We start from the raw sequence: 24462 nt of genomic DNA on the forward strand, positions 1-24462 counted from the left end.
AACCCAAAAAATCAACGGCCATCAAAGGCCTTTAACACCTTATCAAGCACAATGATGTTCCGCATGTGCTGAACCTCAGTTAGTCCGTTCACCTTCATAAACTCAGCGAGACGGTCAGGAAAATCTATAATTTCGCGACCGGTATCAACAAATTGACGAAAAGCCTTAAGCAACTCATCCTTATTATCAGCACGCTGAATAGCACAGCAGCACCAATTGATTGCCGCATGTTCCTGAAGCTGATATTCTCGGAGCTGATGCTTTAAGGTATTGATCGTTGCTTTTGTTTTTCTTGCATAAAAAGCCCATGCCAAACTAAGAAAGGCCAGAATAATTGTTTGTACCACGCACGCAAGGCGACTAGATCAAGACTAATCAAGCCGGAACGGAGTGTCAAAACAGATCAGCAGTTCATCAACAGAATCGACAAATCAAACAACGCCTGGGGCACGGAATAAAGACCAGCAACCCAGCATTAATGCCAAGCCAATCAGGTCACAAAAGACATTCAGACCCAGCACAATCTAGACTGTTGTCTTATCAGACTTTAATGTGTAAACTACGAACTAATTCAACATAGCTCTGTGAAATATTTACTTCTGCTTGGCCTACTGTTTGTGATCGCAGTTTTGGGAGCTTATTTGAATGGTCAAACAGATACCCCAACAGAAAACCAGGACAATGTTAGAGGAATCTCTGAGTTGCGATTCACAACTTAGCGACAGCAAGGCCTCAGGCCCTTAGGCCTGAAATCCCATAAGCCAATTTTCTTGCTAACAATTTCCAGCTCTTGTGCGAGGCATGTTCAGGCGTCTTGGGGCATGGAATCGTCTGTTATTGAGCAACGGTTTTCTCTTCAGAGGAAGTCCCATCAATCACCAGTGACTTTTGATTCGACTCTTGCTCTTCAGCCGATTCCTGAAACACGATGTCGATTTCAGCAACCCAAGCAATAATCGCAATTAGACCCACAACGGTGCCGATCCATAAAGCAGTCCGTCGACTCGACATGCGGTTAAAGGCCTAGTGCGTTGAGACTAGTGCCAAAAGACAAGCTGCCAATGCTCGGGACAGGCCTTGTAGCAGTTTGGCCAGGCGTACCAGAGAGAAAAGCCAAGAGGCAGGCTATGGGAGCAAATCAAACCACATAATCAAAACAAAGAAAACAGCCGCAGAAGACAGAGCTGTTGACAAGAATGAAAGCAACAGCGTATCGCTCAATCCATGCTGAACATCATATTCAACAACAGTTGACATGGGCTATTAATGAACCTTCTACTTGAATAGCGGCCAGCGAAAAGTCGAGCCTGAGCACAGACTGAGAAATTAATGAATGTTTTTGATCGGCATTACCTACGATTCACAAGCATAATAGAATAAGCATTAACACATAACAGTTAAACAACGTCCGATGATTCAGAAGAAAATCGATTACAACCTGACTTGGTCAAGGTCAAGGTCAAGGTCAAGGTCAAGCAACAATACAAATGAACAAGGATTCCTGCTGATCGATTATTTGCAATAGACCGCAATCAAACTTCTCTCGAATCAACATAAAGCCTGAAGGCCCTGATCTCACCCACCTTCCATCGATTGTTGATGGCTGTGCTGACGAAAAAGATCACTGGCCTCATCAATCTCAGTGATTTCAGCATTCTTCTCCATGCTTTCGTCTTGACGACGCTGCTGCTGCTCACGCTCCTGTTGCTGCTCTTCCCTGCGAACAGCCCGTGCGTAGGCGTCGCTTGAATCAGAACCGGTTCGGCGCTTTTCCGAGCTCATGAACCCACAGTTCGAAGCTCTGCCAATCTCTCATCCCAGGCACGGCGCTGCAATCATGGCTGTCGACCCCAGGGCGTGATGAACAAGGGCGAAAGAGCCAGAGTGATCCTCGATCGGCTGAACGAGCAGTACCCCGAGACGCCGATTCCCCTGGATCACAGCGATGCCTTCACGCTGCTGATCGCCGTTCTGCTCAGTGCTCAGTGCACCGACAAAAAGGTGAATGAAGTCACTCCAGCCTTGTTTTCTGCTGGGCCAACGCCCGCTGCCATGGCAGCACTCGACGAAACAGAGATCCATAGCCACATCCGTCAGCTGGGACTGGCGAAAACCAAAGCGCGCAATGTGCACAAACTCGCCCACATCCTGGTGAATGTCCACGACGGAGCAGTGCCACAGAGTTTTGAAGAGCTTGAAGCTCTACCGGGTGTCGGTCATAAAACCGCCAGCGTGGTGATGGCGCAGGCCTTCGATGTTCCCGCCTTCCCAGTGGACACTCACATACATCGTCTGGCCCAACGCTGGGGGCTGAGCAAGGGCGACAGCGTTGTGAAAACGGAAGCCGATCTCAAGGCTCTCTTCCCCAGGGAACACTGGAATCGACTGCACCTACAGATCATTTTCTACGGCCGCGAGCACTGCACCGCTCGCGGCTGCGATGGCACGGTCTGCAAGCTGTGTCGAGAGCTCTATCCGAAACGCCGCAAGCCGGTGATTTGGCGTAAACCCTGATGCAGGCCCAACACATCACTCCACCGATCGCCCTCACCATCGCAGGAAGCGATTCAGGAGGAGGTGCCGGGATCCAGGCCGACCTGCGTGCGTTTATGGCTTTCAGAGTTCATGGCTGTAGTGCCCTGACCTGCGTCACTGCGCAAAACACTTGCGGAGTGTCTCGAGTGGATCCAATCCCGCCCGCAGGCCTGGAATCACAGCTGCGAGCCATCCAGAACGACCTACCTGTCGATGCACTGAAAACTGGGATGCTGCTGAATACCGAACTGATTCAAACCACTGCTGAACTACTCCGGCACTGGACCATTCCCAAGGTGATCGACCCTGTGATGGTGAGCCGCACAGGTGCAGTACTGCTTGAAGCTGACGCGATCGCGGCGCTTCGCTACGACCTGCTGCCGCTGGCAACCCTGCTCACCCCGAATCGCCATGAAGCCCGTCTGCTCAGCGGCCATGAGCTGAACAACGACAGTGACACCGAGAAAGCAGCCGCCGTAATCCACGCTCAGGGCCCCGCAGCAGTTCTGATCAAAAGCGGCAGTGATCGATCCATGGGTGGCCGGGATTTGCTGTTTAACGGCCAACCCCACTGGCTTGAAGAAGGAAGGTGGGTGGACACGCCAAATACCCACGGCACAGGCTGCACGCTGTCAGCAGCCATCACCGCAGGACTAGCTCTTGGCAAGGATCTCGACGAGGCGATTGCGCTGGCACGTGCGTACGTCAAACAAGGCCTGATGCAGGCCCTAGCCATCGGACAGGGTCAGGGACCGATCTGCCACTGGGTGGAAATCAGAGACATTAAAGAAAGTGATTGAGAACAAAAGTCAATGTGCTGTTACATTGCTCAACATTCGCATCGGTTCCATGAGTCAGCAGCAGGCAACCAACAAGTGGTTTCAGGATTCAGCCGCCCGCGCCATCCATGAACAACAGCTCGAACAGGTGGAACGTTTCAACGGGCGTGCCGCCATGTTGGGCATCGTGATTGGCGTCTTGACTGAAGCCATCACAGGTCAGGGAATCGTCCATCAGATCGGACTCGGACCACTCGTTGATGGATACGTCGCCTGCAGCGCCAAATATCTTCCCTTCTGTTTCTGACTCGCGTGCAGACCTGCAAGTCTCAGTCCGCCTGCAGGTCTCACTCCTAGGTTGAAGTCAGTCGACCCAGAGGCATGGCTCGCAAGCGTCGCAAACTGAGCAAGGAGATGGAGGCTGAGATCAAGGCAGCCGAGAAGAAAGTGGAATTTGTCTCGGCGATGATCAGAGACATCCGCGAGGAAGACGTACAAAACGAGTACGCGGAAGCCTTTGCCCAGGTTCATGCCGCTTGCACCCACCTGGCAGCGCTTTACGTCACCGAGGGGGTGACCGAAGAAAGCGAGGGAACTCTTGCTCTCTACAAAGGCCTTTTGGCGCGCTTCGAAGAGGAATACGAGCTCTGAACTTGAGCCGCAGGTCACAGTGCCACCCATGGCCGAGCCGCTGGAAGCCGGTACAACCGGTGCATCAAGTACATCCAAGCCATGGCAGACCAGGGCCCAAAGACCCCACAAAGCTCGGACCCACGTTGGTTCGTTCTGATGATGGCCAGCCGCTGGCCGCTGGCTGTGGTCATTGCCGCATGGGCCATTGCCGTGGCTGCCATTCAGATTCTTCGCCAACCGATTCCCATTGGCTTGCCACTCAATCAGCCATTTCCCGTGCGGCTCGTCGGTGGCATCACCGTCGACAAACTCTCTGCACCGGTCAGCGTGAAAGGCGAGGAGCCCCTGTCGATCGAAGCTGTCAAGGTGTTACCCGTCAGTGGTGACGTGGGAGTCCCCAAAGGTGTAGCTGTGACTCAACCAGTCAATGTCGAGGGCGGAGTCTCCGTGGATGGTTCCGTCACGGTGGGAGAGGTCACCGCTCCTGTCAGCGTGAATGGCCCCGAGGGAGGCCCAGTGCTGGTCGGCACTCCCGACGGGGAACTGCTGAATGTGACCGGAGGAGTGAAAGTGGATTCTGTTGGAGGCAAGATCAACGTGCAGCTGCGCGATGCCGCCAAATCCGTCCTGCCAATCCCCTGACGCAATGCCCACGCCTTTGGACCGCGAGTTGAAATCTCTCAAACTGGCGGTGGTGGGGCATCAGGAATGGGTCACCTTTCTGGAGGTCGATGCACTGCCCAGGCCTGGCAGAATCGGCAGAGCATTCCGAGACCTCGAAGAACCGGCCGGTGCCGGACCTGTGATTGCTGTCCAGCTGGCACGCCTCACTGGTCAAAGAGTCCTCTTTTTCACAGCACTCGGCCGGGATGCGATTGGCCAACGCAGCGAACAGCGCCTCAGAGAGCTAGGCATTGAACCGGTGGTTGCCTGGCGCGACAAGCCCAGTCGCCGTGGAATCAGCCTGATGGATCCCAGCGGTGACCGCGCGATCACGGTCATTGGAGAGCGTTTGATGCCTACGGCTGAAGATGAACTCGGATGGGAAAGACTTGCCGACTGCGACGGCGTTTTCGTCTCGGCTACCGACTGCGATGGCCTCCGCCAGGCTCGCCAGGCAAAGGTCCTGAGTGCAACACCACGGCTGGGCCTCTCGGTTTTACAGCAAGCATCCGTGCCACTGGATGCCTTGATCGGCAGCGGTCTGGACCCGGGTGAACAGGTTCCCGACAACTGTCTTCATCCTGCACCCACCGTTCGCATCGCCACGGAGGGTGAGGCCGGAGGCCTGATGATTCCCGGCGGACGTTTTGATGCTGTGGAACTGCCAGGCCAGATGGTGGAGACCTATGGATGTGGTGACAGCTTTGCCGCAGGTGTCACCGCAGGACTAAGCGCAGGTTGGAGCACCCATCAGGCCGTTGCGCTTGGAGCGCGCTGCGGCGCAGCCTGTGCTACACGCTTCGGGCCTTACGGCTGAAGCAGATCCGTTCGGCGTCCGAAAAGATCAGCAACGAACACCCCTCTTGATTCAACGCGTTTTCACTGATGCTCACATTGATGCATCAGGCTCACATTGAGAAGAGGTGGAAGAAATCATTCAAATGTGATTTGGCAGCGGTAGCGATAGCCCCTGCCTGTTCCAATTCTGATGCAGGATGTGTTTGTGATAGTTGCACCCTGTGGCACTTTTGACATGAGGTTGTTCAATGTCACCTCTTCGCTTGTGTGACCGAGTCTGATCAAGGTTTTGGGCTCTGCTTGAACCACGGGAACGCAAGCAAGCAAACCCATGAGAAGCTTTATCGAGATCGACTTGAAGAGGATTTTCGACAACACCACAAATCGCTGCTAAGACTCTTGAATAACAAGTTCGGCATCATAAACGGATGAAATTTGAATTCACAAAGGAGGAATTTGATGAAATAATTGCTGCTGCCAAAGAGGCAAGGATTCGCTGGAAAAAAGCCAGAACATTATGGAGAGTGGGACATCACGCTTATCTCAAGCACAATGAACAGGAGCTTGAAGAAAACATCGAACGATTTAAGCAAACTGAAAAAATGCTGATTGATCGCTACAAAACCGTCACTGGCGAAGACTGGCATCGGTGAGTCTTGCAACGGCAGGTTGGATCAACTCAGGAATGCCGGTGCCAAAACTCTGGCACGCAGCAACCAGTCATCGACACGCTCAATGGAAGCTGCCTTGGCCTTTCCCACTTCGACATCGCGATAGAGATCAGCGATCTTCCATGCGCTGGTGCGTGGATCATCACCAGAACGCGGGATCAAATGCAGATGAAGATGTCGGGCACCCTCTCCAAAGGCAATGGCATAGACGCGATCGCAGCCTGTGACCTCACGAATTAACTGGGAGGCTCGTTGCACAACATCGCCCCACTGCCGCGCTTCGTCGGGGGCAAAGTTCATCGGACCACCAATGTGTCGCCGGGAATCCAACAGACACCAGCCGGTCAAGGGAGCAGGGCAAGGATGATGTCGCAGCAACCAGAGATCACTTCGCCAAACCTCATGGGACGTCAGCTCAGCCTCGTCGCCATGCAAGGAACAGATTGCGCAGGAGGCTTTCGGCTCCAGAGAAACCATGGACTTGAGGGAACGACCTGAGCTCACTCTGTCTGCGTCCCAGAAAAGGAGGGGGTTTTCGATGGCAATGGGCTCTATAAATCAGGGAAGAAGAAGGGCTTGCCTTCATGTCCATCCGTATTGGCATCAATGGCTTCGGACGCATTGGGCGTCTTGCCTTCCGACAGGCCATGGCCTGCCCCGACGTGGAAGTGGTTGCCATCAACGACCTGATCGAACTCGACTACCTCGCCTACCTTCTTCGCTACGACTCAACGCATCGTCGATTTCCGGGTGAAATCAAAGTCATAGATGGTCATTTGATGGTGAATGGAAGCCACATTCGCGTCACTGCCGAACGGGACCCTCGCCAGCTGCGCTGGGGTGATGTGGGAGCGGACTACGTGCTGGAGAGCACTGGATTCTTTCTGACCGACGACACAGCCCGCCAACATCTGGAGGCAGGCGCCAAACGCGTGGTGATGAGCGCTCCCTCCAAGGACGACACTCCGATGTTCGTCATGGGAGTGAATCACAACTGCTATGCAGGAGAGCAGATCGTGTCGAACGCAAGCTGCACGACCAACTGTTTGGCACCACTCGCCAAAGTGGTGAACGACCACTACGGCATCGTCAGCGGCCTGATGACCACCGTGCATGCCACTACGGCAACCCAGAAGCCTGTGGACAGTCCCTCTCTGAAAGATTGGCGGGGTGGACGGGGAGCCGGGCAGAGCATTATTCCCAGCTCTACGGGTGCCGCAAAAGCGGTAGGCCGCGTAATTCCAGAACTCAATGGGAAACTCACGGGCATGGCCTTCCGAGTACCGACACCTGATGTCTCCGTAGTCGACCTGACCGTGAATCTAGCCAAACCAGCCAGTTACGAAGAGATCAAAAAAACAATGAAAGACGCCTCACAGAACGGCCTATCAGGCATCCTCGGCTACACCGAGGATCCGATCGTTTCCAATGATCTTTTAGGAGAAAGCTGCACCTCAGTGTTTGACGCAGGAGCCGGCATGGCACTCAATGACCAGTTCATGAAACTAGTGGCGTGGTACGACAACGAATGGGCCTATAGCTGCAAATGCATTGACCTGATGCAACACATGGCCAAGCACTCCGCCGAGTGAACCTTCTCAGGTCTTTCAGCGCAGCTCAGTTCCGAAAAGAATAATGAGCTACTTCTTGGCGGTGGCAACTTGCTTTTGTTGATCTAGAAGATTAGCCAAAGATTGTTGACAAGTCCAACGAAGTGGAACCCAGGCGGCAGTCTTGGAGAGTTCGTCCAATAAATCCATCTGGTCGAAAAGCTGTAAATCAACACAAGCCCAGGCAGCCGCAATTCTCGACTTGGTGTATTGAGGAGTTGTCTCCGCAAGAGCTGACCTAATCAAATCACCTTTCTCTTGTATTTTGCGCAAACCTATGATGCAAGTTAAATAATAATGAGTGACATAATCAGACCATAATCTTTCCTGCATACTTTCAATCAAATTCAAACATTGATCACGCTCAATTCGCATCATACTGGCCGCAGCTCCATATTGTCGAGCCTCATCACGGTGACTGAGATTTTGCTCAATCTCATCAGGATTATCACCACACTGCCACTCCTTCTTTATATCCAACAACAGAGGATTATCCCGCAAAAGCTGTTTTAATAAAACCTGATTCTGTGGCTCAGAGACTGAGTTGTTGGCATCAACAATTTGAAAGAAACTTTTAGCTCTCAACGACATGGATACCGGAGCACGAATCAAATCAGGAAGAAGAGCTTCATCACCAGAGTCTCCAATATCGATAACCGCGGAACGCCGCTTACCAGCAACAAGATCAGTGAGACATGCCAGCAAGGGCTTCATCAGCTCGACTTCACCGTAAAGCAGTGCTATGCAGGCCCTAGCTGCACCAGAAACCAAGAGACTTTCGTGATCGCATAAACCGCCAATCCGCTCCTTTGACTGAGCACTTTTAATACGAAGCCTCGTGAAAAGCTGAATCACCGCACGTGCTTGTGTGACTTCTCCATCCAACAGATTGAGAAGATGATTTTCCTCGTCTTCACTTGGCGACCAGCCAATTCTGATCAGTGCAGATAAGGAATTAATCACTGCCTCCGTATCAGTACACCTCAGGACTTCAACCAATGCAGGAATCGCCTTTGCATCCTTCCTTCTACCCAGTGCTTCGACAGCCTTACGTCGAGTTATCCTATCGAACAATTCATCAACTTTGAGATCACTAGTCGCCCTGATCAAAGCATCAAGAGTTTCATCGCAATCACACAAGCCTAATCTGGTGGCCGCAAAATAGCGATCAGCAGGTCTTTCAACAGAGTCTGTTTTGGCGAACAATAAATGAAGTGCATCAGACTTTGATATTCCTTGAACCAAAACATCGAATCGCTCTGCCATACCCCTACAACATTAAACAAAGAACCTTAAACTATCGCCAAGCCAAGGGAAGAGAAAACATTCAAGCAAAGGCGTTACAGTTTTTAATTACATCTTCTCTCAAAACAATAACTCGGAAAAACAATACTGTTGCCAGCTTAATCAGACTGGCTCAAACCCTCTTACTTAAACCAACAACAGCAAAATCACAGGAGACTCCATATCACTAGAGAAACAAAAAGCGATCTTGAATGAAACAATCAAAAAGATTACTTGGCACGATGGTCAACCAATTCAATAAGATGAGCATCATGCTTATTACAGAAATCAGAAACACACTCTCGCAAAATATGCCCAATAGAAACCCCTTCGGTATAACAGAGAAGTTTTAAATTCTTATGGAGTTCATCGCTGAGCTCAAACGTGACTCGTTTCATCTAAAGACAGCGGACATAATTAGGAGCGTAAAAAAGAAAAAGCCCTAATCCATTTATCCTAGATCTTTTAACAAGAAATGGATTCAGAAAGCTATTCAGTTTACAAAGCTCAACAGCGACGACCCATGGTGCAAGCAAATATTGCAATCACAAGCTTGATGGCAATCAGAGAATCTCAGAGCAGTAAATTGATGGAAACATCCAGGAGCCCAATGTCTAAGGCTGCGCTGCATGCTTTTATTGACAGAGCAAGAGAGGACCAGACATTCCGAGACCAATTAGCCGATCTCGGACCGCAACAAATCATTGATTATGCGGCTCGCAATGGGTTCATGTTCTCCGACGAGATTAAAGGCCGGTTCATCAATCGCTGGGCTGGTGTTTACTTCTGCCCTCAAGCCATTGAGGTTGGCACCCTTTGCCCCAAACTGGTTCCTGAAGGTTACAAGAATTTGATACATTATGCCCAATCAACCTGCAGCTCTTCAGAACTCAAAGAAGAAGAGCGTGATTTCAGATCGGGGCATAAATACTAATCAAATCGGTTCAAACTGAAGGTCTTAAGCCATACCTTTTCGGCAAGTCGGCTGATCACACTTAAGTTCAAAGTCAGGCTTAAACGCAACTAAAAAATAAAAGTCCCTCAAACCCACTGCCTCGAGCCGCCTAGCATCACGACTGCGCTAAAACACAACAAAATCAACATTATGGCATCCAATATGCCGTAAATCACAGCCCAGTCTCTCTGTAAAAACTTTTATTTGGAACGACAATTTATGCAATAATTGCACCCAAACTTCCACGAAGACCATCGACTTGACAATTGACTTCTCGCCCATTCAACAGGTCAAAGCTATCTATTTTTTAGCATTTAATATCCGCGATAAGCACTCATTGTTGATTGTTGATTGTTGATTGTTGATTACTGATCTGACAGAAAGCCAACAAAAAACCCCCTCGTGAGAGGGGGTTTTCCGATTCAGCTCAAGCTGAATCTCTTAGAGACTTCAGCCTCAGGCTGTCTCGATCAACCGATGGCGGGAGCTTGCAGAGCCACAGGTGTGGACTCAGCAGCAGCCAGGTCGAGGGGGAAGTTGTGAGCGTTGCGCTCGTGCATCACTTCCATGCCAAGGTTGGCGCGGTTCAGCACATCAGCCCAGGTGTTCAGGACACGGCCCTGACCATCAAGGATGGACTGGTTGAAGTTGAAACCGTTCAGGTTGAAGGCCATGGTTGACACGCCCAGGGCGGTGAACCAGATGCCGACAACGGGCCAGGCAGCCAGGAAGAAGTGCAGGCTACGGCTGTTGTTGAAGGAGGCGTATTGGAAGATCAGGCGACCGAAGTAACCGTGGGCAGCCACGATGTTGTAGGTCTCTTCCTCTTGGCCGAACTTGTAGCCGTAGTTCAGTGAATCGTTTTCGGTGGTCTCGCGGACCAAGGAGGAGGTCACCAGTGAACCGTGCATGGCGGAGAACAGTGAACCACCGAAGACGCCAGCCACACCAAGCATGTGGAAGGGGTGCATCAGGATGTTGTGCTCGGCCTGGAACACCAACATGAAGTTGAAGGTGCCGGAGATGCCCAGGGGCATGCCGTCAGAGAAGGAACCCTGACCGAAGGGGTAAACCAGGAACACGGCGGAGGCAGCAGCCACAGGTGCGCTGTAAGCAACGCAGATCCAGGGGCGCATGCCGAGGCGGTAGGAGAGTTCCCACTCGCGACCCATGTAGCAGAAGATGCCGATCAGGAAGTGGAAGACAACCAGCTGGTAAGGACCGCCGTTGTACAGCCACTCGTCGAGAGAAGCAGCTTCCCAGATGGGATAGAAGTGAAGGCCGATGGCATTCGAGGAGGGCACAACAGCACCAGAGATGATGTTGTTGCCGTAGATCAGGGAGCCAGCAACGGGCTCACGGATGCCGTCGATGTCGACCGCGGGAGCGGCGATGAAGGCAATAATGAAGCAAACGGTGGCTGCAAGCAGACAGGGAATCATCAGCACACCGAACCAACCCACATAAATGCGGTTATTGGTGTCGGTGACCCACTGACAGAAATTTTCCCAACTGCCGCGGCGACCGCTGCGGATTGCAGTAGCCATGAAAGAAATGAGAACGGAGATGAACCAGGCCTTCCAATTGGTCGGCGAAGATTCGAACCAAGGCTATGGAAATGTCGACTCGTGACCTGGCAATCACATCATTCGAGTCAACTCGCAGCATTGATTCATGACAACTTCATGAAGGCTTCATGAACAAACTTGAAGCAGCTCCGATTGCACAAGCTCAGATCGTCTGAGTCATGCAGTTGTGCAGCTGTTGCGTGCCTGGATCCACTCACGGGCCTGCTGAGCAAACCCAGCGAGATTGAGGCGCTCCTGCTCTGCAGCACGCGCCACTAAGAGTGGTGCCTGTCGCTTGAGCTCCTCCAGATCGGGCTCTGCAACGCCCGCATTCAGCGCCATCCAGTCGGCCATGGAAACGCCCACCACCCTGGTTAGGTAAGCAGCGCTCAACCCTTGCATGGCACCTGCTGCAATCCAGCTGGCTCCATCAAGCTTGGCGAGTCCGAGCAACGCCTGACCGCTCAATTCCACAACGCCCTGAGCCAGGGCGGCGCTACCCAGCTGCCGGGCAACAACCTGGAGCACCTCGGCACTCCAGGGACAGCTCCAGATCGTTGCCATCTCCTTCACCATCAGTCCATTGCCCACGGCAACAGCCAACAGATCAACAGAGGGAACAGGTGAAGCGATGACAACCCCAGCCACGATCCACTGACTGCGCTGCAGCAGCAGGCGGAATCTCTCCCTTCGCAGCGCTTCAAGATCAGCCTGCCAGCGCTGATGCAGGTTGCTAAGCAGGCGTTGACGCGTGGCCTGTCGCACCCGTTCCGAACGCATCAGCTGTTGACGGACCGGCTGGAGCACACCACGAAGCTCCATTACTTCACCGGACCAAGGGAGCAGGCATGGATGCCAGCGCTCCGGCAATTGACAGCGCAAAGCCTCCAGATGGTCGTCAGCAGACCTGTCGACTGACGACTGCAGAAGAAGCCAAACCGGACGATCCGCAGGCAGCTGGTCCAACCAGAGCAAATCCGCAGCCCGCAGAGGCAGGGGAAGAACATGCAACAACACATCCAGCTCCTGAAGATCGTCAGGCCAGCACCAGGCCGAGGAGGTCACCGGTAGTGGGTTGGCCAGACAGAGATCGAGCGAGCTCACTCCCGCCAACGCCTGCTGCAACTGGACAGTGGCGGGAACTACGGATCCCTCAGTGGCCACAACACCGAGCGTGAGCGGCGCATCAAAACCTTCGATTCGTCGCAGCTCAATTTCACGGGGAGAGCGCAATCCCTGCAGTCCCAACGCCAGCTCAAGCTCCGCGAATTGCTTCAACACCACCTCACAGCGCTGGATCCAACCTTTCAGGGATGCCGGCTCGCGAAAGCTGGGTTGCTGCGGGGGCCTGGACAGCCACCAAAGACCTGCAGCAGCAACAGCAATACCCAACCCACCACCTGGAACGTGCAACACGTCCGCCAGAAGCCACTGACCGGTTCCGATCACGCCCACCGACAGCAGCAGAGGCCTGATCAAACCGGATGTCATGGTTCCATCACCCAGCGACAGGGAGCGGATCAATTGCACCGGTAACTGCACTGGGATCCTCCAGATCTGGCCTTCTTAGCTCACCAACAGTGATACAGCCCAGAGAATCCGCAGCCTGCAATCGATCAACAACTCGGTCGTGTCTGTACCAGCCGAATTCTGCAAGCGGGCTAGGCGCTGGCATCGACGGCAGGGGATCACCGCAACGCCATTGGAAACAGTCCAGGTCACTGTCAGAAGCACGGTGATGCGTCACACTTGCGCCTGACTCCAGGCCCCGGGCCATGACTGATTCCTACAGCGATTCCCGCCATCAGGGCGGACAAGGTGACAACGGCCGCGATAGCGGTCGTGGAGGCCGCGGGGGACGCGGCCAGGGCAACCGTGAGGGCGGTGGCTTCAGAATCAGGCTGAGCGATAACGAAATGCGCTCCGCACGAGCTCTCCAGGAGGCCTTCAATCTCCGCTCGACTGTTGCCGTGCTCGGCTTCGCAGTGCGCACACTTGGCCAGATGCTCGACGAGGGGAAGCTGGAGGAGCTAGTAGCCCAGCAACGTGCCCAGGGCAACCGTGGAGGTGGCAGCCGTCGTGATGATGACCGTGGTGGACGGCGTGAGGGTCGTGGAGAAGGCGGTCGAGGATCCCGACCGGATCCCTTCGCGCGCCCTGCCAAGCCCCAGCCCCCTGCTCCGGAGCCTGAGCCTGAAGAGGTTGCTGAAACAGCAGCTGTTGCAGAAGCGGACTCAACTCCTGAACAACCGGCAGATGATGAAGGAGCAAACCAGGACAGCACAGCTGAGGCCTGATTAATGGGGCTGCCTCGTGTTCTTTCGGGCGTCCAGCCGACGGGCGCCCTTCATCTGGGCAACTGGCTGGGAGCGATCCGCAATTGGGTTGATCTTCAGAAGGATCACGACACTTTTTTCTGTGTCGTCGACCTGCATGCCATCACGGTTCCCCATGATCCGGATCGATTAGCCCAGGACACCCTCAGCACGGCAGCGCTTTATCTGGCCTGCGGCCTGGATCCCGATCACTCAACTGTTTTTGTTCAGAGCCAGGTGGCCGCCCACAGCGAGCTCTGCTGGCTACTGAACTGCGTCACTCCTCTGAATTGGCTGGAAAGGATGATCCAGTTCAAAGAAAAGGCGGTCAAACAAGGCGACAACGTGTCTGTGGGTCTGCTCGACTACCCCGTGCTGATGGCAGCGGACATCCTTTTATATGACGCTGATCTGGTTCCAGTCGGTGAAGACCAGAAGCAGCACCTTGAACTGGCTCGTGACATCGCTCAACAGCGCATCAATGCCCGGTTCGGCAAGGTTGAGACCCCCGTGCTCAAGGTTCCCAAACCACTCATCCTCAAGGAGGGCGCCAGGGTGATGAGCCTGACGGATGGCCGCAGCAAGATGAGCAAGAGCGATCCCAATGAGGGAAGCCGCATCTCTCTGCTTGACCCACCAGAACTGATTGCCAAGAAAATTAAGCGGGCCAAGACAGACCCTGAGCGTGGCCTGGAATTTGACAATCCCGATCGTCCCGAGACCGACAACCTGCTGGGGCTCTACGCCATTCTCAGCGGCAAAGGACGAGACGTCGTGGCCCAGGAGTGCATCGAGATGGGCTGGGGCCAGTTCAAACCCCTGCTGGCGGAAGCCACGATTGCTGCTCTCGAGCCAATTCAGGAGCGCTACCACCTGCTGATGGACGACCGCGCTCAACTGGAGATGGTCCTGCAGAAGGGACACGAGCGGGCGGGCACCGTTGCTGACTGCACTGTCAGAAGGACGCGGGAAGCCATGGGGTTCCTCAGCGCCAGCTAATCAATCCCAAATCAATTAAAAAGATTCGCTAATACTTAAAGCCCGATGAGAGCGCCAAGTGCGTCAAAGAGCACTCATGCGATGGGTTGCGCGCCATCAGGTCGGTCTCGCGAGTCCAGCGTCGAGATTTAACTGAGCTTTTTTGCCTAGGCATATCAACGGCAACGCGTCAAGAGCGCGCTCGGGGCCCTCGCCATCAAGCCATGGCATTGACGATGGTGGCGGCTCCTTTGTTTGGAGTTAACTCGGTTGCTGCATCGATTCACCCAACGGATTCACCCCCTTGCCCAGGCCGCGCCAAAAGCCATCGGTCTTGGCTCAATCGGAATGGGGCTGGCGCTTTCCCTGGGACAGAGCCTGCAGGCTGAGCGCTCCAGCGAACGCAATCAGCAGAACCGCATGGTTGCTGAAGCCCTAAAGCCGCAACGATCCGCGAATACCACAGCTGACAACATCAGCGCGGCGACCGTCTCCAGCCAATCGGCATCGCATTACGCAATCACCCCTGAACGTCGCGCACTGCTCAATACCATTCGCTTTGCTGAAGGCACCTGGAAGGACGGCAAGGATCTTGGCTACCGCATCCTGTATGGAGGAGGCCAGTTTCAGGATCTCTCTCGCCATCCGGAACGTGTGGTCGTCAAGAGATATTCCAGTGCCGCAGCAGGGGCTTATCAATTCCTGCCAACCACCTGGCATGAAGTAGCCCATCGGCTTGACCTGCCCAGCTTCGCGCCTGAGCACCAGGACCAGGCAGCACTGCATCTCGTTAAAAAGCGTGGCGCCTTGCAGGAGATTGATCGAAATGGCCTCACCAAAGCAGCAATGAACCGGCTCGCACCGGAATGGGCTTCCTTTCCAACCCATGCCGGCCAAAGCGCTTACGGACAACCCGTCAAAAGCCATGCCGAACTTGTGGCCTTCTACGTAAGCAATCTGAGCCAGCTGCGACAGGGTGCCTAATGGCGCTCCAGGTGATAGGAGTAGAGGCCAACACCCCAAGCCAGAAAGGTCATCCAGAGGAACGCGAAACACGCGCCGAAAGAGCACAGACCTCCATCACCAGCTGATGCCAGGGAGCCATCGCTTTCATCGAAACGGCGACAGGCTCAGATGAGGCTTGCAGCAGAGAGCGCGTGGCTGCGATCGAACGCTTTCCGTCAGCAAGACGTTCGGCCAACTCCAATCGATCAGCTGAGGAAAGAACACTGTCAGGACAATGCTCAAGTATTGCCTGACCCCTGGTAAACCAGTGGTCGAAATCAGCAAGTAACGAAGCGAGGAGTGATCTCAGCAAGTCACCACCTTCAACATCAGAGGACAAGTGAAACGAGCCTCATTCTTTGGCGAGAGTACATCCACCAATAGGATGCTCATGGCTTGCCAGCTGCGGCAACAGCCTTCGATCAGATCTCAGGAATCACGCCTCCATGCCCGTCGTCACTCTTCCAAACGGAACCACCAAAAGTTTTGACGGGCCAGTCACCATCGCAGACGTAGCAGCGTCAATCGGACCTGGCCTGGCTAAGGCAGCTGTCGCAGGAGTGGTCGATGGTGAATCCTTGGACATGGCTATGCCAATCGAGAAGGATGTCGACTTACGTCTCTTAACAGCAAAAGATGCCGAAGGAATTGACATCATAAGACACTCATTTGCCCACCTCGTAGGGCATGCAGTGAAACAGCTCTACCCAGAAGCTCAGATGGCCATCGGACCTGTCATTAAAGACGGATTTTATTACGATATTGCTTATGACAAACCCTTCACTCCGGAAGACTTAGAAGCCATAGAACAGCGAATGAAAGAGCTGATTGCAAAAGACTACGAAGTCAATGTTGAGGTCGTGAATCGCAATCAGGCAAAACAAGCATTTAAATCCAGAGAAGAGCCCTACAAACTGGAAATTGTTGAAGAAATACCCGACGGCGAAACAATCAAGCTCTATCACCATGAGGAATACACAGACATGTGCCGTGGGCCACATGTCCCTAATACAAGTCACTTACGACATTTCAAGTTAATGAAAGTGTCTGGAGCTTATTGGAGAGGTGATTCCAACAACCAAATGCTGCAAAGAATCTATGGAACAGCCTGGAGTACAGAAAAAGAACTTAAATCGCACTTAAAAAAACTCGAAGAGGCCGAAAAAAGAGATCACCGACGTCTTGGCCGCCAGCTTTCACTGTTTCATATTCAGGACAATGCACCTGGCATGGTGTTTTGGCACCCACCAGGATGGGCAATCTATCAAAAGCTCCAGCAATATATACGTAGACGGCTGAGGGAAGCTGGCTACCAAGAAATCAGTACTCCTCAGATTGTTGATAGAACCTTGTGGGAAAAATCGGGACATTGGGACAAGTTTAAAGAAGACATGTTTACAACCTCATCTGAAAACAGAGACTACGCGGTCAAACCTATGAACTGCCCGTGCCACGTTCAAATTTTCAACCAGGGATTGCGTAGTTATAAAGACTTACCAGTCAGACTTTCAGAATTTGGCTCATGCCACAGAAACGAGCCATCAGGAACATTGCATGGACTGATGAGAGTCAGAAATTTTGTTCAAGATGACGGGCATATCTTCTGCTCAGAAGATCAAGTTCAGTCCGAAGTATCAAACTTCATCGATCTCGTCTTTGACGTCTACAAAACACTTGGGTTTGACACAATTTCAATCAAATTATCAACACGTCCCGAAAAGAGAGTGGGTAGCGATGAAGTTTGGGATAAATCCGAAAAGGCACTACAGGATGCCCTAGAAAACAAAAATTTGGAGTGGGAGTTATATCCAGGGGAAGGAGCTTTCTATGGCCCCAAAATTGAATTTTCTTTGCAGGACTGCTTGGGCAGGGTGTGGCAATGCGGAACAATCCAGGTTGACTTCTCAATGCCTGACCGTCTGGATGCAAGCTTCATTGGGGAAGATGGATCTCGACATACACCTGTGATGCTTCATAGAGCAGTTTTAGGTAGTTTTGAACGCTTCATCGGCATTCTGATTGAAAATTATGCTGGTGAATTCCCGTTCTGGCTTGCACCCGAACAAATCAGAATCCTTCCAGTGAGTGATGACGCAAGAAACTTCTCCAAAACAGTCCAGAAGAAGTTACTGAATCAAGGTATTTCCGCCACGGTTGACGAATCTGGTGAGCGCCTTGGCAAACTAATCCGCAACGGAGAAAAAGCCAAGATCCCAGTACTGGCTGTTATCGGAGCTAAAGAGACTGAAAACAACACTGTCAGCCTTCGAAGCAGAAAAAATGGAGATCTCGGGGAAATATCAATCAACGAATTGATTGATTATTGCAATCAAGCTAACAACAATAAATCAGAAGACCCTCTTGCAACAGCAGTGCACTCATGAAACTGAGTGACTTAAATCGATTAAGAACTGCGCCAGTTCTAAGTGCATCTGAAAAGGCCTTAATGGCACCCGAACTTCAGGAGCAGATGACTCTGTATCGATGGTTCACCGCTGGAATCATGGCGTTAACGGCTGATCAGGCTGTTCAATCACTTCGCCAGCTTGAGCAATATCAGGCCTGGCCCGCTCATGACCTAATTGCTGATCCAAAACTTGATGGACCGGTTTATCTCAAAGCCAACCAGCAGACATTGACCGCCAGATTGCGCATCGAGCATGGTCTTGGGGAAGGAATCCTGATCAGCGGTCATGGCTATGACAACACTGAGCCAAGCGTGACCTGGGGACCGCTGCCCCTCGATTTCTTCGATTCGACGAGCTGACGCTTCTCCATCCTTGGGCTGGGTTGATCTAATTGGTTGCCGAGTTGCGACGTGAGCTCCAGCCTGAAGTTAGAAGGCCTGATCCGCAGCCATGGCAGCCAAGACCTACCTGGCAGGCGATCTTGGAGGCACAAAGACACTCCTCAGCATCTACAGGGAGGTTGATGGGCAGCTGAAGAAAGAGCACAGCCGCCGCTACAAATCAGCCGATTGGCACGATCTCGAGTCGATGCTCAAGCATTTTCTAGATCAAACACCTGCCGAGCTTCCAAGACCAACCACGAGTTGTATTGCCGTTGCCGGGCCTGTGCATCAGGGCAGCGCAAAGCTCACCAATCTGCCCTGGCAGATGAGCCAGACATCTCTATGCGCTGCAACGGGGTTGCAAGATCTGGAACTGGTCAATGACTTCGCTGTACTGGTGCATGGGCTTTCCCATTTCAGTCACGAACAGCAGGTGGTGCTGCAGACTGGACGGGACCGCTCAACTCCCGCACCTGCCGGAGCCGAAAACGGACCTGTGGCCATTCTCGGTGCGGGAACCGGCCTCGGCATGGCGCGCGGACTGCCCACGCCAAACGGTTGGCTTGCCTTACCCAGTGAAGGCGGGCATCGGGAATTTGCACCGCGAACCGAGGCGGAATGGGAATTAGCTCAGTGGCTTAAACAGGACCTTGGACTGCCACGTTTGTCCATCGAGCGGATAGTCAGTGGCACAGGGCTTGGGCATGTGATGAATTGGCTGCTTCATCGTCAGACGGGGATCCAGCATTGTCTGATGGCTCACGCCCACGCCTGGCGCACCCTGTCTGCCGATCAACCGGGCTATCAAGATCTCCCGTTCTTCACAGGCAAAGCAGCCGCAGACGGTGATCACTTAGCTAGCGAAGCACTGAAACTCTGGCTTGGAGCCTATGGATCCGTCGCTGGAGACCTGGCACTCCAGGAGCTCTGCATCGGAGGGCTCTGGATCGGAGGAGGAACGGCCCAGAAGAACCTGGTTGGCCTTAGCTCCAAGCAGTTTCTGGAGCCAATGCGTTCCAAAGGACGGTTTCGTTCTCTGATCGAGGGTTTGACCATCCGTGCGGTGATTGATCCGGAGGCCGGATTGTTTAGCGCTGCTTGCCGTGCACGTCATCTCTTGGAGTCGGGTGGGACACTGGCCTGAGTAGAGCAGCAGGGATGGCGCAGCCGCGCATAGGCCAGACCGTGGTGGTGGATGTACCAGCCACCACCGCCAACATCGGGCCAGGCTTTGACTGCCTTGGCGCCGCACTGGATCTCAACAATCGCTTCACGATGCGACGCATCGAAGGCCATGGAGAGCGTTTTGAGCTGATTATCGAAGGGCAAGAGGGATCACACCTGCGAGGAGGTGCTGAAAATCTCGTGTACAGAGCCGCTCAACGCGTCTGGAAAGCGGCTGGAGAAGAACCATTTGCCCTTGAAGCAAGGGTACGTCTTGCCGTGCCTCCTGCAAGAGGACTGGGCAGCAGCGCCACGGCAATCGTGGCAGGGCTTGTAGGAGCCAACGCACTCGTTGGAGAGCCTCTGAGTCGGGAGAAACTGCTGGAGCTTGCGATCGATATCGAAGGGCATCCCGACAATGTTGTGCCCTCGCTGCTGGGCGGCCTCTGCATGACGGCCAAGGCCGCCTCACAACGCTGGAGGGTTGTGCGCTGCGAATGGATGAATAGCGTTAAGGCTGTTGTAGCGATTCCAGCGATACGGCTGAGCACTAGTGAAGCCCGTCGCGCCATGCCCAAGGCTGTTCCAGTGAGCGATGCAGTGGTCAATCTGGGTGCACTGACTCTGCTGCTCCAGGGTTTGCGCACCGGGAACGGCGACCTGATCTCGGATGGGATGCACGACAGGCTGCATGAGCCCTATCGCTGGCGATTGATCAAGGGCGGACAGGAGGTCAAAGAAGCCGCTCTGGCGGCAGGAGCCTGGGGATGCGCCATCAGTGGAGCCGGTCCAAGCATTCTGGCCCTCTGCTGCGAAGAGCATGGTGCCGCCGTGAGCCAGGCGATGGTGAAAGCATGGGAGTCCGTGGGTGTTGCCAGTCGCGCACCGCTGCTCAGCCTTCAAACAGCAGGCAGTCACTGGCAGCCCAAGGATGCAGGCTGAGCCCATAGCTGGGTAGAAGTACTCAGGAGAGGCCCCGGAGCTGATAAGTTCAATCACAATCTTGGGAGTTCCATGGACGCCAACCTGCCGCTGTCGGCTGCGTCCGACGCAGGGTTCCCCTGGCTCTCGCTGATCGTGCTGCTTCCTGCAGCTGCAGCGCTGTTGATGCCGCTTCTCCCAGGAGAAGATCAGAACACTTCACCGATTCCACGCAATCTCACGATTGCCGTCCTGCTGGCTGATCTCGGTCTGATGATCGTTGCGTTCAGCCGTCACTACGACCCGCTGGACAGTCAGCTTCAGCTCGTGGAACGGGTCAATTGGGTGCCTGCGATCGGCCTGGAGTGGTCCCTTGGAGCCGACGGACTGTCAGCTCCACTCGTTGTGCTCAGCGGTCTGGTCACGCTGCTAACAGTGGCCGCCAGCTGGAACATCACGCATAAATCCAGGCTCTATTTCGCACTGCTGCTTGTGCAGGCCTCTGCTCAGGCCCTGGTGTTTCTGTCCCAGGACTTCCTGCTGTTCTTCCTTGCCTGGGAGCTGGAACTGGTGCCGGTTTACCTGCTGATTGCCATCTGGGGCGGTCAGAACCGTCAGTACGCAGCAACCAAATTCATTCTCTACACAGCTCTGGCATCTCTGTTGATCCTGATCAGTGGCCTGGCCATCGCCAATTCCGGAGACAGCTTCACACTCAACATGACGGAAATGGCCCAGCGCTCCCCCGGAGGCAGCTTCGGCCTGCTCTGCTACCTGGGCTTCCTGGTGGGATTCGGCGTGAAATTACCGATTTTCCCCCTGCATACCTGGCTTCCGGATGCCCACGGTGAAGCGAATGCTCCGGTCTCAATGCTGCTTGCAGGCGTTCTGCTCAAAATGGGCGGTTACGCGCTGCTGCGCTTCAACGTACAGATGCTGCCCGAAGCCCATCTGGTGCTGGCACCGGCTCTGATCATTCTCGGAATCGTCAACATCGTTTATGGCGCTCTCAACGCTTTCGCCCAGGACAACGTGAAGCGCAGAATCGCCTGCAGCTCAGTCAGTCATATGGGTTTTGTGCTGGTGGGCATCGGCGCCGTCGATGCGCTCGGCCTCAGCGGAGCCATGCTGCAGATGATCAGTCATGGTCTGATTGCTGCAGCGATGTTCTTCGTCACAGGCTGCTTCTACGAACGCACCAAGACTCTCTCCATCCCCAACATGGGAGGCCTGGCCAAAGCCCTACCGATCACATTCGCCTTTTTCCTTGCCAGCTCTTTAGCCTCACTGGCCCTACCGGGCATGAGCGGCTTCATCAGCGAAATCACAGTGTTCCTCGGCATCACCAGTCAGGACAGCTTCACCACCTTTTTCAGAGTCACGACCATCGTGCTGGCAGCTATCGGGCTTGTCCTCACGCCCATCTACCTGCTGTCGATGTGCCGGAGAGTGTTTTTCGGACCACGAATTCCCGCACTCGCTTTCGTGAAGGACATGCGCCCTCGCGAAGCGGTAATCGGACTCACCCTGCTTGTCCCCACACTGGTGATCGGATTCTGGCCTCGGATCGCCATGGATCTCTATGAGGCATCCACCGATGCCCTTGCCTCCGATCTGGCAAGTCACACGGTTGTTGCTGCCCGTGCCCTTCTCCCCACCGGCTGATCACCCATGAGTACCCCAGAACTGCTGCGCGGCAAAGGTCTTCCTCGCTTTGAGGCCATCGACGCTGAGCAGGTCAACAAGGAGATCCCTGTCCTGCTGACCACGCTGAACGATCAGCTGGAGACTCTGGAAACATCGCTGCAGCAGCGCCTCGCGGCAGCCTCACCCCTGAGATGGGACGAGCTGATGCCCAGCCTGCATCAGCTTGGTGAGCGGCTGCGCTGGAGCTGGGGGGTGGTGAGTCATCTCACCGGTGTCCGCAACACCCCTGAGCTGCGTGAGGCCCATGCAAAACAGCAACCCGAAGTGGTGCGCTTCAGCAATCGCCTCGGCCAGAGCCAGGTGCTGCACGAAGCTCTCAGCAAACTGAAAACATCCCCCGCTCAACCGCTGGACGGCACACAAACACGCATCCTCGATGCTGAGCTTCTCTCGATGCAGCATCGCGGAGTTGGCCTGAGAGGACATGAGCAGGCTGATTTCAACAGCACCAGTGAGCGGCTCGCCGCTCTCTCGACCAGTTTCAGCAATCACGTACTGGATGCCACGCAGAGCTGGAGTCTGGTGATCCACAACCGTGATCAGCTTCAGGGGGTTCCAGACCGTGCCCTGGCGATCCTCGCTTCAGCTGCAGCAGAAGCCGGGGATCAATCAGCTGATGGTTCAGCACCAACCGCTGCTGAAGGCCCCTGGCGTCTGGGTCTGGACATGCCGCGCTACATCCCGGTCATCACCCACGCCAAGGACCGAAACCTGCGTGAAACCCTCTATAAGGCACACGTGAGCCGGGCCAGCCATGGCGATCTGGACAACGCACCCCTAATCGAGGAAATCCTGCAGCTGCGGCGTGAGCAGGCATCACGGCTCGGGTACTCCAACTGGGCGGAGCTCAGCCTTGCCTCAAAAATGGCGGATGATGTTCCAGCTGTTGAGTCACTGCTCGAAGAGCTGAGATCTTCAGCGATGCCTGTGGCTCAACAGGAACTCCAGGAACTGCGTGAATGCGCCTTGAGCCATGGTGCCCTAGAAGCCGATGCACTGGCGCCATGGGATGTGAACCACTGGGCAGAGCAGCTGAGACGCGAACGTTTCGATCTCGATCAGGAAGCTCTGCGTCCCTGGTTTCCTCTCCCCCAGGTGCTCGAGGGGCTGTTCAGCCTCTGTGAACGCTTATTCAGCATCCGTATCAAGGCCGCAGACGGTGAGGCACCCATCTGGAATGAGGATGTGCGCTTCTTCCGAGTGATGGACTGCAGCGGCGAGAATCTGGCGGCCTTTTATCTGGACCCTTTCAGCCGTCCCGCTAGCAAACGCGGCGGTGCATGGATGGATGAATGCCTGAGTCGTCAACGCAATGCCGACGGTGATCTCACCCTGCCGGTGGCTTACCTGATCTGCAATCAGACACCTCCCTCAGGAGACACACCCAGCCTGATGAGCTTCGAAGAGGTGGAAACCCTTTTCCATGAATTCGGTCATGGCCTCCAGCACATGCTCACCACGGTTGAGCATCCGGAAGCAGCTGGGATTAACAACGTGGAATGGGACGCCGTGGAGCTTCCAAGCCAGTTCATGGAGAACTGGTGTCTCGATCGAAGCACCCTGATGGGGATGGCACGCCACTGGCAGACGGAAGAGCCTCTACCAGAGGCCGACTATCAGAAGCTCTGCAGCAGCCGCACCTTCATGCAGGGGAATGGCACGCTTCGACAGGTCCATTTCGCTTTGACCGACCTGCGCCTCCACAGCCAATGGACCCCGGAGCTGAAGATCAGTCCGGATGCATTCCGTCGCCGCATCGCTGAAACCACCAGCGTGCTGCAACCGGTGGAGGAAGACCGCTTCCTCTGCGCCTTCGGCCATATCTTTGCAGGCGGTTACGCCGCTGGCTATTACTCCTACAAATGGGCCGAGGTGCTCAGCGCCGATGCATTTGCCGCCTTTGAGGAAGTGGGTCTGGAGAAAGACGATGACGTCGCTGCCACAGGTGAACGTTTCCGCAACACCGTCCTCAGCCTGGGTGGCAGTCTGCGGCCTGCCGAGGTCTATCGACGTTTCCGCGGCAGGGACGCGACCAGCGCTGCGCTCATCCGCCATACCGGTCTGGCGGTCTCGGCGTCCTGATCA

At 54.3% G+C, this 24462-nt stretch carries 27 protein-coding genes; 18 read left to right on the forward strand and 9 right to left on the reverse strand.

Annotated features, from left to right (window positions below; genetic code table 11):
- Nucleotides 1-11 precede the first annotated feature (11 nt).
- From DXY31_RS03495 to DXY31_RS03500, 3 genes are all read right to left on the reverse strand, one after another.
- Nucleotides 12-347: a hypothetical protein gene (locus DXY31_RS03495; protein ID WP_114992179.1), complete on the reverse strand. Its 336-nt coding sequence runs from the start codon at nt 345-347 to the stop codon at nt 12-14.
- A gap of 487 nt (nt 348-834) precedes the next feature.
- On the reverse strand, nt 835-972 hold the full coding sequence (locus DXY31_RS16735) for a hypothetical protein (protein ID WP_206749787.1): 138 nt from the start codon (nt 970-972) through the stop codon (nt 835-837).
- A gap of 603 nt (nt 973-1575) precedes the next feature.
- Nucleotides 1576-1782, reverse strand: coding sequence for a hypothetical protein (locus tag DXY31_RS03500; RefSeq protein ID WP_114992182.1), 207 nt, complete (start codon nt 1780-1782; stop codon nt 1576-1578).
- A 78-nt stretch (nt 1783-1860) separates the two neighbouring features.
- On the opposite strand from DXY31_RS03500, the gene nth reads away from it, so the two are divergent.
- From nth to DXY31_RS03540, 7 genes are all read left to right on the forward strand, one after another.
- Nucleotides 1861-2514 carry an endonuclease III gene (gene nth / locus DXY31_RS03505; protein ID WP_114992184.1) on the forward strand — a complete coding sequence of 218 codons (654 nt, stop codon included), beginning with the start codon at nt 1861-1863 and terminating at the stop codon, nt 2512-2514.
- Nucleotides 2514-3335, forward strand: a complete 822-nt coding sequence (gene thiD / locus DXY31_RS03510; protein WP_170953530.1) for a bifunctional hydroxymethylpyrimidine kinase/phosphomethylpyrimidine kinase — start codon at nt 2514-2516, stop codon at nt 3333-3335. The genes nth and thiD overlap by 1 nt, the downstream gene beginning before the upstream one ends.
- A 49-nt stretch (nt 3336-3384) precedes the next feature.
- On the forward strand, nt 3385-3621 hold the full coding sequence (locus tag DXY31_RS03515) for a high light inducible protein (RefSeq protein WP_066908462.1): 237 nt from the start codon (nt 3385-3387) through the stop codon (nt 3619-3621).
- A gap of 74 nt (nt 3622-3695) precedes the next feature.
- On the forward strand, nt 3696-3965 hold the full coding sequence (locus tag DXY31_RS03520) for a hypothetical protein (protein WP_066908243.1): 270 nt from the start codon (nt 3696-3698) through the stop codon (nt 3963-3965).
- An 81-nt stretch (nt 3966-4046) separates the two neighbouring features.
- Complete coding sequence (locus tag DXY31_RS03525) at nt 4047-4589, forward strand: hypothetical protein (RefSeq protein ID WP_066908246.1); 543 nt, start codon at nt 4047-4049, stop codon at nt 4587-4589.
- 4 nt (nt 4590-4593) lie between these two features.
- Nucleotides 4594-5427, forward strand: coding sequence for a PfkB family carbohydrate kinase (locus DXY31_RS03530; protein WP_114992186.1), 834 nt, complete (start codon nt 4594-4596; stop codon nt 5425-5427).
- Between the two features lie 409 nt (nt 5428-5836).
- Nucleotides 5837-6061 (forward strand): hypothetical protein, encoded by a 225-nt coding sequence (locus DXY31_RS03540; RefSeq protein WP_114992192.1) that lies wholly within the window; start codon nt 5837-5839, stop codon nt 6059-6061.
- A 21-nt stretch (nt 6062-6082) separates the two neighbouring features.
- Here DXY31_RS03540 and DXY31_RS03545 read toward each other — a convergent pair whose 3' ends face one another.
- A complete protein-coding gene (locus DXY31_RS03545) occupies nt 6083-6556 on the reverse strand; it encodes an HIT family protein (RefSeq protein ID WP_114992195.1) in 474 nt (157 codons plus the stop codon).
- Nucleotides 6557-6663: 107 nt separating this feature from the next.
- Between DXY31_RS03545 and gap the strand changes: the two genes are divergently transcribed.
- The gene (gene gap / locus DXY31_RS03550; protein WP_114992197.1) at nt 6664-7671 is read left to right on the forward strand and encodes a type I glyceraldehyde-3-phosphate dehydrogenase; all 1008 of its coding nucleotides are present in this window, start codon (nt 6664-6666) and stop codon (nt 7669-7671) included.
- 48 nt (nt 7672-7719) lie between these two features.
- Here gap and DXY31_RS03555 read toward each other — a convergent pair whose 3' ends face one another.
- Entirely contained in the window at nt 7720-8955 is a 1236-nt protein-coding gene (locus DXY31_RS03555; protein WP_114992199.1) for a HEAT repeat domain-containing protein, read from the reverse strand.
- A gap of 628 nt (nt 8956-9583) precedes the next feature.
- On the opposite strand from DXY31_RS03555, the gene DXY31_RS03560 reads away from it, so the two are divergent.
- Nucleotides 9584-9907, forward strand: a complete 324-nt coding sequence (locus DXY31_RS03560; RefSeq protein ID WP_114992304.1) for a Nif11-like leader peptide family natural product precursor — start codon at nt 9584-9586, stop codon at nt 9905-9907.
- 491 nt (nt 9908-10398) lie between these two features.
- Here DXY31_RS03560 and psbA read toward each other — a convergent pair whose 3' ends face one another.
- The 3 genes from psbA to DXY31_RS16740 all read right to left on the reverse strand — a co-directional run bounded on the left by psbA (nt 10399) and on the right by DXY31_RS16740 (nt 13273).
- A complete protein-coding gene (gene psbA, locus DXY31_RS03565) occupies nt 10399-11475 on the reverse strand; it encodes a photosystem II q(b) protein (RefSeq protein ID WP_114992202.1) in 1077 nt (358 codons plus the stop codon).
- Nucleotides 11476-11673: 198 nt separating this feature from the next.
- Nucleotides 11674-13038, reverse strand: a complete 1365-nt coding sequence (locus DXY31_RS03570; RefSeq protein WP_114992204.1) for a YcjF family protein — start codon at nt 13036-13038, stop codon at nt 11674-11676.
- Nucleotides 12995-13273, reverse strand: a complete 279-nt coding sequence (locus tag DXY31_RS16740; protein WP_170953532.1) for a hypothetical protein — start codon at nt 13271-13273, stop codon at nt 12995-12997. The genes DXY31_RS03570 and DXY31_RS16740 overlap by 44 nt, the downstream gene beginning before the upstream one ends.
- On the opposite strand from DXY31_RS16740, the gene DXY31_RS03575 reads away from it, so the two are divergent.
- The 3 genes from DXY31_RS03575 (at nt 13272) to DXY31_RS03585 (ending at nt 15773) form a co-directional block, all read left to right on the forward strand.
- Nucleotides 13272-13793, forward strand: a complete 522-nt coding sequence (locus DXY31_RS03575; protein WP_114992207.1) for a hypothetical protein — start codon at nt 13272-13274, stop codon at nt 13791-13793. The genes DXY31_RS16740 and DXY31_RS03575 overlap by 2 nt on opposite strands.
- Nucleotides 13794-13796: 3 nt before the next feature.
- Nucleotides 13797-14810, forward strand: coding sequence for a tryptophan--tRNA ligase (gene trpS, locus DXY31_RS03580; protein ID WP_114992209.1), 1014 nt, complete (start codon nt 13797-13799; stop codon nt 14808-14810).
- Between the two features lie 249 nt (nt 14811-15059).
- A complete protein-coding gene (locus tag DXY31_RS03585) occupies nt 15060-15773 on the forward strand; it encodes a glycoside hydrolase family 104 protein (protein WP_114992211.1) in 714 nt (237 codons plus the stop codon).
- Between the two features lie 49 nt (nt 15774-15822).
- On the opposite strand, the gene DXY31_RS03590 is transcribed toward DXY31_RS03585, so the two are convergent.
- Nucleotides 15823-16134: a DUF2605 domain-containing protein gene (locus DXY31_RS03590; RefSeq protein ID WP_114992213.1), complete on the reverse strand. Its 312-nt coding sequence runs from the start codon at nt 16132-16134 to the stop codon at nt 15823-15825.
- Between the two features lie 106 nt (nt 16135-16240).
- Between DXY31_RS03590 and thrS the strand changes: the two genes are divergently transcribed.
- The 6 genes from thrS (at nt 16241) to DXY31_RS03620 (ending at nt 24459) form a co-directional block, all read left to right on the forward strand.
- Nucleotides 16241-18178, forward strand: a complete 1938-nt coding sequence (thrS, locus tag DXY31_RS03595; RefSeq protein ID WP_114992216.1) for a threonine--tRNA ligase — start codon at nt 16241-16243, stop codon at nt 18176-18178.
- Nucleotides 18175-18561, forward strand: coding sequence for a DUF1824 family protein (locus DXY31_RS03600; protein ID WP_114992218.1), 387 nt, complete (start codon nt 18175-18177; stop codon nt 18559-18561). Before thrS ends, DXY31_RS03600 begins: the two co-directional genes overlap by 4 nt.
- Before the next feature lie 91 nt (nt 18562-18652).
- Nucleotides 18653-19729 (forward strand): glucokinase, encoded by a 1077-nt coding sequence (locus DXY31_RS03605; RefSeq protein ID WP_114992220.1) that lies wholly within the window; start codon nt 18653-18655, stop codon nt 19727-19729.
- 14 nt (nt 19730-19743) lie between these two features.
- Nucleotides 19744-20691 (forward strand): homoserine kinase, encoded by a 948-nt coding sequence (gene thrB, locus DXY31_RS03610; protein ID WP_114992222.1) that lies wholly within the window; start codon nt 19744-19746, stop codon nt 20689-20691.
- 72 nt (nt 20692-20763) lie between these two features.
- Nucleotides 20764-22335 carry an NAD(P)H-quinone oxidoreductase subunit 4 gene (locus DXY31_RS03615; RefSeq protein WP_114992225.1) on the forward strand — a complete coding sequence of 524 codons (1572 nt, stop codon included), beginning with the start codon at nt 20764-20766 and terminating at the stop codon, nt 22333-22335.
- Nucleotides 22336-22341: 6 nt separating this feature from the next.
- Nucleotides 22342-24459 carry a M3 family metallopeptidase gene (locus DXY31_RS03620; RefSeq protein ID WP_114992227.1) on the forward strand — a complete coding sequence of 706 codons (2118 nt, stop codon included), beginning with the start codon at nt 22342-22344 and terminating at the stop codon, nt 24457-24459.
- The last annotated feature ends 3 nt before the right edge of the window (nt 24460-24462 follow it).

The organism is Synechococcus sp. UW179A (assembly GCF_900473965.1).
GTDB lineage: Bacteria > Cyanobacteriota > Cyanobacteriia > PCC-6307 > Cyanobiaceae > Synechococcus_C.

What these genes read in the sequence shown, in the direction of transcription:
- DXY31_RS16740 (WP_170953532.1), bottom strand. Translation starts at nt 13,273, where the DNA reads ATGGCCCGGGGCCTGGAGTCAGGCGCAAGTGTGACGCATCACCGTGCT.
- DXY31_RS03500 (WP_114992182.1), bottom strand. Translation starts at nt 1,782, where the DNA reads ATGAGCTCGGAAAAGCGCCGAACCGGTTCTGATTCAAGCGACGCCTAC.
- DXY31_RS03545 (WP_114992195.1), bottom strand. Translation starts at nt 6,556, where the DNA reads ATGGTTTCTCTGGAGCCGAAAGCCTCCTGCGCAATCTGTTCCTTGCAT.
- DXY31_RS03620 (WP_114992227.1), top strand. Translation starts at nt 22,342, where the DNA reads ATGAGTACCCCAGAACTGCTGCGCGGCAAAGGTCTTCCTCGCTTTGAG.
- thrS (WP_114992216.1), top strand. Translation starts at nt 16,241, where the DNA reads ATGCCCGTCGTCACTCTTCCAAACGGAACCACCAAAAGTTTTGACGGG.
- DXY31_RS03555 (WP_114992199.1), bottom strand. Translation starts at nt 8,955, where the DNA reads ATGGCAGAGCGATTCGATGTTTTGGTTCAAGGAATATCAAAGTCTGAT.
- psbA (WP_114992202.1), bottom strand. Translation starts at nt 11,475, where the DNA reads ATGGCTACTGCAATCCGCAGCGGTCGCCGCGGCAGTTGGGAAAATTTC.
- DXY31_RS03605 (WP_114992220.1), top strand. Translation starts at nt 18,653, where the DNA reads ATGGCAGCCAAGACCTACCTGGCAGGCGATCTTGGAGGCACAAAGACA.
- DXY31_RS03575 (WP_114992207.1), top strand. Translation starts at nt 13,272, where the DNA reads ATGACTGATTCCTACAGCGATTCCCGCCATCAGGGCGGACAAGGTGAC.
- gap (WP_114992197.1), top strand. Translation starts at nt 6,664, where the DNA reads ATGTCCATCCGTATTGGCATCAATGGCTTCGGACGCATTGGGCGTCTT.
- thiD (WP_170953530.1), top strand. Translation starts at nt 2,514, where the DNA reads ATGCAGGCCCAACACATCACTCCACCGATCGCCCTCACCATCGCAGGA.
- DXY31_RS03560 (WP_114992304.1), top strand. Translation starts at nt 9,584, where the DNA reads ATGTCTAAGGCTGCGCTGCATGCTTTTATTGACAGAGCAAGAGAGGAC.
- DXY31_RS03530 (WP_114992186.1), top strand. Translation starts at nt 4,594, where the DNA reads ATGCCCACGCCTTTGGACCGCGAGTTGAAATCTCTCAAACTGGCGGTG.
- DXY31_RS03525 (WP_066908246.1), top strand. Translation starts at nt 4,047, where the DNA reads ATGGCAGACCAGGGCCCAAAGACCCCACAAAGCTCGGACCCACGTTGG.
- DXY31_RS03600 (WP_114992218.1), top strand. Translation starts at nt 18,175, where the DNA reads ATGAAACTGAGTGACTTAAATCGATTAAGAACTGCGCCAGTTCTAAGT.
- DXY31_RS03540 (WP_114992192.1), top strand. Translation starts at nt 5,837, where the DNA reads ATGAAATTTGAATTCACAAAGGAGGAATTTGATGAAATAATTGCTGCT.
- DXY31_RS03520 (WP_066908243.1), top strand. Translation starts at nt 3,696, where the DNA reads ATGGCTCGCAAGCGTCGCAAACTGAGCAAGGAGATGGAGGCTGAGATC.
- trpS (WP_114992209.1), top strand. Translation starts at nt 13,797, where the DNA reads ATGGGGCTGCCTCGTGTTCTTTCGGGCGTCCAGCCGACGGGCGCCCTT.
- DXY31_RS03515 (WP_066908462.1), top strand. Translation starts at nt 3,385, where the DNA reads ATGAGTCAGCAGCAGGCAACCAACAAGTGGTTTCAGGATTCAGCCGCC.
- nth (WP_114992184.1), top strand. Translation starts at nt 1,861, where the DNA reads ATGAACAAGGGCGAAAGAGCCAGAGTGATCCTCGATCGGCTGAACGAG.
- thrB (WP_114992222.1), top strand. Translation starts at nt 19,744, where the DNA reads ATGGCGCAGCCGCGCATAGGCCAGACCGTGGTGGTGGATGTACCAGCC.
- DXY31_RS03615 (WP_114992225.1), top strand. Translation starts at nt 20,764, where the DNA reads ATGGACGCCAACCTGCCGCTGTCGGCTGCGTCCGACGCAGGGTTCCCC.